The sequence below is a fragment of the Kitasatospora nipponensis genome (assembly GCF_039528135.1).
GTDB classification, from domain to species: Bacteria; Actinomycetota; Actinomycetes; order Streptomycetales; family Streptomycetaceae; genus Kitasatospora; species Kitasatospora nipponensis.
The window spans coordinates 63,306-71,165 of sequence record NZ_BAAALF010000018.1 but is presented as its reverse complement, the minus strand read 5'-3'; the positions used below and the strand labels follow the sequence as shown (position 1 = coordinate 71,165).

Below are 7,860 nucleotides of genomic sequence, written 5' to 3'. Positions count from 1 at the left end.
GGCAAAGCCTGCGGTTGCGGTCATCGCCGGCGAGCAGATCGCTTCGGTCCTACCCACGTGGCCAGTGCTGGTGTCCCCGAACCAGGTGGACCGAATCTACACCGTCGCGCGGCACGCCTACGTCTGGAGCCAGGTAGGCAGGAGCAAGAGGGCTCAGGCTCAGTAGGTCAGCCCGCTTGCGACATGCCGATGAGCGTCCGGCCGTCGTGGGTCCGGATGTGCCGAGCACCTGCGCCGTCACGATCTGCGGCACACCGGCCTGACGTGGATGCCGAACGCCGGGGTGCCACTGCACGTCCTGCGGAAGATCGCCGGGCACGGCTCGCTCACGACCACTCAGCGGTACCTTCACCCGGACCGCCGCTCGATCGAGCAGGCCGGCGAGGCACTGAGCGCGCATCTGAGCGGGACCCGCCCGGCCCCTGGTCCCCGAGGTGGTCCCGCCGGACTCCCCCGGCCGCCACCTGCGGCTTGTGCGCTGACCCACCCTCGGGAACGGCAAAAGCCCCGCCGAGCTGGACTTCCGTCCAGTCAGCGGGGCTCCGACATTTCTGTCGGGACGACAGGATTTGAACCTGCGACCCCTTGACCCCCAGTCAAGGGACTTCACCGACGTGCCCATTGGCCTCCTGCTCGACAAGTCCCGAACAGGAGGCCAACCTGCTTTTCAATCAAGGAAGTTGAGGCAAACGGGCTGATCTTACGATTCACGCGACCCGACGGAGGCCCAGGTGTTACCTCGGTCGCATACGTCCAGATTCGTCCACATGTGCCCACCGGCGCTCAATGCGCCTGGTCCCAAAGTGGTCCCAAGGGGCCGGACACTGCGAGTAACGGCCCTCCAGGCGCCACGCGCCGATGAGCTGCCGAGACCTTGGATAGGCCGGTGTACGGGAAGCAGCCGTCATCGCCACCTACCAGGTCGCGGTCGACTGGCCGGCCGACACGGTGGCACCGCCTTTGTCCCGCACCTCATTGGCGAGCACCTCATCACAGGAGCCACGGCGCCATGCCGGCCACCCGCCTCGCCGTACCGGACTCAGCACTTCCCGTGCACGCGTTGATCCGGGCCTGACAGCCGGAGGTCGACAACGAGGGATAGGCAGTGGCCCGCGAAGGCGGGTGACATGGCTGCGCCTGACAGGCCCGACCTCTCGCCGATGGCGCTGTGTCCTCGGCCCGGCAGGGCCTCGCGCCGACCGCAAGCCGGGGTCCGGGGTCCGGAACACGCCGGGGCGTTGCGCTGTCAGCAGTCCCGCTCCGGGAGCACACGCAGGGCGAGGACCGATCCGTCCGGATGGATGGAGACGGGGCCGTCCCACTTGTCGTCCCAGGCGGCGGTCGGCCACGAGGAACGGCGGGCGTGGGCCTCCTCGCGATAGTGGGTGAGGCCGCGCTCCACGAGGTGTTCGAAGAGGTCCTCGGCCACACCCGAGAAGGCCTCCACCCGGGTGCGGTTGAGGCGCAGGACGTGGTCGGTGCCGACGAACGGGATGCCGAGGAGTTCGTGGTCCGCGTCCTGGACGCTGCCGATCGCGGCGTGTGAGATGCCCTCGTACCGCTTGCGGCCCTGCCTGCCGATCAGATACGGGACGGTGGCCGCCGCGTCGCCGGCGAAGGCTGTCAGGCCGGCGCCGGTGCGGGCGAGGGCGTGCTGGAACCAGGCGAAGTGGTCCGCTTCGATGTGGAAGCCCGGAACGGGTTCAGGGGTCCGGCCGTCCTGTGCGGAAACGGACATACTTCCACGGTATTCCCGAGCCACTCGGACACCCGCCGGATCGCAGGGGACGGGAACGCCCCCAACACTTGTGACCGCGTGATGGAATCGCACTGCGACTGCCACCTGACAGAAACAACAAAAAGGCCGCTTTCGCATCTCTGCAAAAACGGCCCACGCCCTGCATAAACGCTGAACAACAGGATTTGCACCTGCGCCCCCGACACCTCAGTGATCCCGCTATCTCCCGACCGAAAGGCCGGGATGGGACTTCGCGATCACGAGTCGCAGAATCAGGGCTCCTGCTCCACTAATCTGCATAATTACCTCCTCGCGATCGTCCTTCCGGTAAGTTCTCCGGCACCTTCCAGGTTACTCCGGCAAAGCGCGTATTCGGGCCCGCCAGGTGCACTAATACCGTCGCATGGGTTCACCGCCACAGTTGCCTGTCCGATCGATCCGCCCGAGACAGGCCCCGGCCGTGCGGCCGGCAGCCCCACAGCGTCCAGCTGAACCTGCTCCTGAGGTGAAGCCGTCGCTCCGCGTTGTGCATTGCCGCCGGCCGGCCGTGAGGACCACCGGAACACCTCTCCCGAGATCGGCCGGGTCGTGGCTGCGAACAAGAACCAGATCGCCACCCTGGCATCCAAGCCCTCCACCCCGGGCTCGCCAACTGATCTCCGCCGTACCGATCTTGAGCATGGCATTCCTCGTCTTCCTGCCCCGGTCAGGTGGTCGGGGTCTGGTTCCGGGTACTGCCGGCTGCTCCGGGAGGGGTGCTGCGGCCGTCGTCCCAAGAGGCCGTCGCGAGGTGGTCGGCGCTACCGCCGCGCCATTCGACCAGGAAGAGCGTCGCGTCGTCACTGGTGGCTCCGCCGCGCTCCCGCTTCAGGGTCTGGGACAGCGCCCGCACCGTCGACCGCAGGCCGACCTGCACACGCCCCACCCGGGCGACGACGTCGATCAGCTGTTCCTCGCCGAACTGCTCACCGCCGGCCAGGTGTTCCTCCACGAGACCGTCGGTGAAGAAGAGCACCCGGTCACCGCGGTGAAGCTGCTGTTCGCTGATCCGTGGCTGCTCCCCGCCGAAGCCGACCGGCAACGTCGTGGGGCCCTTCAACTGCTGGACCACGTCGTGGTCGCGGATCAGCAGCGGCGCAGGATGGCCGGCGTTGACCCACTGCAGACGTCCCGAGACGACGTTGAGCTGCATCATGTGCGCGGTGACGAACTGCTCGGGCCCGAACTGGTCGGCGATCGCCGTGTCCATGAAGGCATACGTCTCGGCCAGCGCGATGCCCGAGCGCCGGGAGTGCCGGTAGGCCCCGATGGCGACCGTCGCCATCACCGCCGCGTCCAGTCCGTGGCCCATCGCGTCGATCACGGCCACGTGCAGGATGTCGCCGTTCAGCGCGTAGTCGAAACTGTCACCCGCCACCTGGTAGGCGGGCTCCAGGATCCCGGCGACCTCGACCTGCGGGGTGGACATCGTCAGCGGTGGCAGCAACGACCACTGGAGCTCCGCCGCGGTCGTCATCGGCGAGAGGCGACGCGCCCTGAAGAACTCGTCGGTGTACCCGTTCTTGGTGACCAGGATGTCGGCCACCAGGCCGGCGAGCCGTCGCAACAACCGCCGGTCGTCGTCGTCCACGGTGTCCAGCGTCAGGGCGAGAACCCCCACCTGGTCACTGCCGTCCAGCAGCGGAAGGTACATCCGCACCCCGTCGGGCTGCACCACCTCGACCGCCGCCGCGCGCAGGAACGCGGTACCGGCGGAGGACGCGTCGATGGGCTGGGGCTCCCCCACCCTCAACCGCCGCCCGCGCAGCGGAACCAGCATCAGCTGCTCGTAGTCCTGCAGCAGGATCGAGACCTCCCGGCCCCCGACGATGGCGACCTCCTCGGCGATCAGCGGGGCGACCAGCTGCGGTGGCATCTCGTGCGCCCGGTCCAGCAGCACCCCGAGCAGCCGTTCCCCGAACCCCTCCGACCGGTCCACCACGACCCTGTCGAGCTCCCCATCAGCCTCTGCCATAGTCGCCCACTCCACCACACCCACGACCGGTCCCCCGGACAACACGCAGGTGACAGGACATCGGCGTGGCCGCACCGGCCGCCCATCCGGCCCTTCCTCGATTCGAGTCAACGCGGGCTCTGAGCTTTGCCCCGCGACGTGGACACTCCCGACACTTGGATCTTGTAGGTCCAGGGGAAGTCCAGATGGGACGTCCGTCGAAGTACTCCGATGAGTCGGCCCTGGCCCTGGCCGGAGTACGGTGAAAGTGCTCACCGTCGGCGGCGTGCGGACGGCTCGGGGGTGCCCCCGCTGCAGCACGTGGCCGTCCAGAAGAGCCCGGGGTAGGTGTTCGACATGACCGCGACCTTCGATCCCGCCACTGGCCAGCCGTCGGGGCCGGAACCGCCGGTCCGACTCTCGCTGACACCCGAGGGCGCCACCCCCGGCCGGCTGGACGGGGCCTGGTGGCCCCGCTCGCACGACCTCCTTCGTGAACTTCCCCCGCTGGCGGCAGCGCTGGACCCCAGGTGGGGGCGGATCACCCGGGTCACCGTGAATCCGGCGCACTGGCCGGTCATCCCCCGCCGGGTCCCGGTCGCAGGCCACGTCATCCACGTCGGATGGTTCGAACAGGAGCAGGACGCGGACGAGGTGATGGTGTGCTCATTCATCCCTCTGCGCCTGGAACTCCTGGTGATTCCCCCCGACGCCGAGGCCTCCGCCGCCGAGTGGCTGATGACCACGGCGTCCGACCCGGCCAACACGCGCACCGGAAGCGACCTCCTGACAGCTGCGGGTATTCCGACAGCAGACCGGCCGCAGGCGGGCGGATAACGCCGGCCGTCAGCGAACAACACCACGCGGTTCGCCGTCCGCGCCGACTCATTTCGCGTCGGGTTCGGGCGGTGGTGTGCCAGACCGGCTGTGCCGCCGCCTGGCCCCGTGAAGCCCTGCTCCTCGCCGGCCCCGCACGGGACGGCCGGACCACCCCGCGGAGGGACACCCTGTGCAGGGGCCGGTGACGCGGCGAGCCGAGCCCGCGCTACGGGCTGTGGCTGGTCCGACTACTCACGTGACCACTCGGTCTCGGCCTGGGGCTCGCCCACCGAGAGTCCCTCCCAGACGCGGATCTTGATCGCTCGAGGGCCGGGAGCGGGCCGGGCGAGCGTGCGCACGAACACGTCCCGCAGGTGGCTTGCCGCCTGCTGGGGCGACCCGTCGTATTCCAGGGGGTTCGGCATGGGCGCGCCGTCCTGCGGGGACCAGTGGCCTGCGTCGTCCTGGGTCTCTAGGGTCCACTGGTAGTGCCGCATCCTGGTCTCCTGTGACGACGATCGGTCCCCAAACCACGACCGTATGGGCCCGGCAGGCTGACCGCGACCGGTGTGCTGTCCGCCTGCACCGCAGCCCGGCCAGTGGTCGCAACGATTTGCCTGGCCGGCGCACCGAGCCGGTGCGGCAGTCGCCCTGGTGGGACGATGGGAAACGCCGCAGACGTGGAAGATTGCTGGTGTTCGAAGCAGGTGACATCCCGGGAATTGCGCCGCCATGACGTGGCCGACCACGGCGGACGTGAGATCGGCACGCTGAAGTCCGTCCCTGTGGACACCGCGACCGCTCAGCCGTCGCTCGCCACCGTCACGGTCGGACTGCCCACGCGTCATCGCCCGGTGTTCGTCCCCCTCGCCGGTGCGCGGGTCGGCCCCGGCTGTCCGCAGCTCGCCCACCCCAGGAGCCAGGTCGAGCGTGCGCCGGCGATCGGCACCGACGGCGAGCAACCTGCCGAGGACGAGGCAGCCGACTTCACCCACCACGGACCTGGACCACCCGCCGGGTGCGAGCGGTGAACGCCGCCTGGCACGACGGTGAGACCGGACACGACCGCAGGAGGCCCTGCCCGCCGACGGCTCGGCCGCCCCGACCCTGATCTCCACCGACCAGGGCCTCCCGGCCTACCGCTGACCCTTCGTGGCGGGCTGCCGGTCCAGCCTCGACGGGACCGCGACGGCATGCCCGCTCCGGCGCGACTCAGCATGCCTACCGGTCGGCCGCCCTGCGCGACGCACTGCCCCGGCCGCGCCGCGCCACCGAGCGACCCGCCTTCCGGCCCGACGGTGCCGCGAAGTGGTGGGGCCGACCTTCCGTGGCAGTGACTGCGACTGCCGGACACGTGCGCCGGAGTGAGGGCCGACTCAGGAACATCCGCGGCCGACACGGGTCAGTCCTCTGTCGCGGCCACCGGGGTTCCCGGTGCGGGCGAAGGCGACCGACGCGCCGTGGCGTGCCCCCATGTCGACCATCCGGCGGTCGCGCGAGCCGAGGAAGCGTGGATCAGGTGCCTTCGGGGATCGAAGGGGCGGCCGTGCCTGCGGCGGGTGGGGTGGGTCTGGGAATGAGTGCGTGGGGAGTGGCCCTTTGCAAGGAGGCGCGGGCGGCACGGGCTGTGCGCAGGAGGAGGGCGTCGGGGAGGAACACGGCGTCGGCGATGATCATGGCGGCGGAGAAGACGGGTAGTCCCAGGAGCAGGGCAATGCCGAGGTGCATGCCGACCAGGATGGCCAGGACGACGTACTTGACCTTGCTGAACAAGGCGAAGGGGAAGGCGACCTGGACCAGTACGGTCAGGTAGCAGGCGGCCGTCAGGAGCAGGGGGTGGCTGTCGGCCAGCGCTGAGAGTACGGGCCAGGGCCGGAACAGGTCGAGGTGCAGGACGTAGTGCAGTGCGGTGCCGTCGCGCCAGAGGCTGCCCTGCACCTTGGAGAGACCGGCGGAGCCGTAGAGGAAGCAGACCTGGGCGGCGATGACGAACATGCCGCAGTTGTGGACGACGACAGCCAGTCGGCGGCGGACGGGTTCGGCGTACCGGTGCCCGTGGCGCACCGGCCCGGGCCCGGGGACTGGATGGCTCGGCCGTGCCCGTCGGGAGTCGAGGGACCAGCGGCGGCCGCACGCCGTGAGCGTGAGATAGACGGCCATCAGCACGATGAGGTTGTCCCCGCCGTCCGTCATGAGGACGGCGCGGCTGTGGAACGAGGTCACCACCAGGGCGAACAGGACAGAGGTCGCCCTGGTGCGCCATCCCAGTGCGAACAGGGCGGACGTCACGAGAGCGAGTGCGTAGCAGGCCTCGAACCAGGCGCCGCTGTCCGAGAGCGTGAGGAGGCTGAAGCCTCCGGTCTGTGCCTGGAGTTCGTGTGCGAGTTCCGGTGTCCACGGCGATCCGGGGCCCCAGATCTCGTCGCGGTGCGGGAACTCTCGCAGGAGGAAGACGAGGTAGAGCAGCCCGTAGCCCATGCGCAGCAGGGCCGCGGCGCGCAGCGACACGGCGTGTTCGGTGAGGAAGGTGAACGCTCGCGTGACGGGGTCGTGCCTGGGGTCAGCGGTCATGGGATTCCACCTGCCACCAAGGGAGGTACCTGGCGTTCGAGGGCGTACCACCGGACACTTCGGCGTGCGGCGTCGTCGACCCGGGTGGCGCGATCGGCGTGTCGGCGACGCGCAACTGGACTGCGTCAAAGGTGGGCCGTGCGCCGCCGGCCAAGCGCCGGGCGGCCACGTTCGCCAGGTACTGCTGCAGCATCTGCGCCCGTTCCGTGGCGGGTTGGTCGGAGGCGGCGTGCGTCTGCGCGTAGGCGGCCCACGCGCGGCGCAGCATGTTCTGTGCCGTGTGGCTGGGGAAGGGGGTGTGCTGCACGGCGGCGTCGTCGATCGCGGTCAGGTCCTGCCACTCGCCGATCTGTCGGGAGCCGTCCGGGGCCGAGGTCGCGGACCGGGCCCAGATCTGCCGGCTCACCGACTCGGGGTTGGGAGCGAACAGCTGCCAGTTCTGCTCGAAGTAGGGGTAGATCCACGCATTGATCTGTGGTTCGTACTGCTGGGAGACTGCGTTTGACGGTGCGACATGCAGGAAGACCAGGCAGACATGGGCGAGTGCCGCCATGACGCACGCGACGGTCGCCACCGCCACCGTCATGGCGGCCGGCAACGACAGGGCCGGCTCCGAGGGGGAGCTCTCCGCCGGGCGGCCCGTTGCAGGCGGGGACCCCTGTGTGGGGGTGAGGACGGAGCATGCCGGTGGTGGTCCGCTGGGGTCGGTGTCGCTCATCGCTCCCTCTCCGCAGGCCCG

8 protein-coding genes are annotated in these 7,860 nt (G+C 69.7%); 3 read left to right on the top strand and 5 right to left on the bottom strand.

Annotated elements, in window-relative coordinates; translation table 11 throughout:
- Positions 1–268: 268 nt before the first annotated feature.
- Positions 269–589, top strand: a complete 321-nt coding sequence (locus ABD323_RS08490) for a hypothetical protein (protein ID WP_344440620.1) — start codon at positions 269–271, stop codon at positions 587–589.
- Positions 590–1,246: 657 nt separating this feature from the next.
- Here ABD323_RS08490 and ABD323_RS08485 read toward each other — a convergent pair.
- Entirely contained in the window at positions 1,247–1,738 is a 492-nt protein-coding gene (locus ABD323_RS08485) for a hypothetical protein (protein WP_344440619.1), read from the bottom strand.
- A 706-nt stretch (positions 1,739–2,444) separates the two neighbouring features.
- Positions 2,445–3,752 (bottom strand): PP2C family protein-serine/threonine phosphatase, encoded by a 1,308-nt coding sequence (locus ABD323_RS08480; protein WP_344440618.1) that lies wholly within the window; start codon positions 3,750–3,752, stop codon positions 2,445–2,447.
- 336 nt (positions 3,753–4,088) lie between these two features.
- On the opposite strand from ABD323_RS08480, the gene ABD323_RS08475 reads away from it, so the two are divergent.
- Complete coding sequence (locus ABD323_RS08475; protein ID WP_344440617.1) at positions 4,089–4,568, top strand: DUF5994 family protein; 480 nt, start codon at positions 4,089–4,091, stop codon at positions 4,566–4,568.
- A 230-nt stretch (positions 4,569–4,798) separates the two neighbouring features.
- Here the strand turns inward: ABD323_RS08475 and ABD323_RS08470 are convergent, their stop codons facing one another.
- Positions 4,799–5,047 carry a hypothetical protein gene (locus tag ABD323_RS08470; RefSeq protein ID WP_344440616.1) on the bottom strand — a complete coding sequence of 83 codons (249 nt, stop codon included), beginning with the start codon at positions 5,045–5,047 and terminating at the stop codon, positions 4,799–4,801.
- A 210-nt stretch (positions 5,048–5,257) separates the two neighbouring features.
- On the opposite strand from ABD323_RS08470, the gene ABD323_RS08465 reads away from it, so the two are divergent.
- A complete protein-coding gene (locus ABD323_RS08465; protein WP_425555910.1) occupies positions 5,258–5,581 on the top strand; it encodes a PRC-barrel domain-containing protein in 324 nt (107 codons plus the stop codon).
- 484 nt (positions 5,582–6,065) lie between these two features.
- Here ABD323_RS08465 and ABD323_RS08460 read toward each other — a convergent pair whose 3' ends face one another.
- Entirely contained in the window at positions 6,066–7,121 is a 1,056-nt protein-coding gene (locus tag ABD323_RS08460; RefSeq protein WP_344440615.1) for an HTTM domain-containing protein, read from the bottom strand.
- A complete protein-coding gene (locus ABD323_RS08455) occupies positions 7,111–7,695 on the bottom strand; it encodes a DUF5819 family protein (RefSeq protein WP_344440614.1) in 585 nt (194 codons plus the stop codon). Before ABD323_RS08455 ends, ABD323_RS08460 begins: the two co-directional genes overlap by 11 nt.
- Positions 7,696–7,860 lie beyond the last annotated feature (165 nt).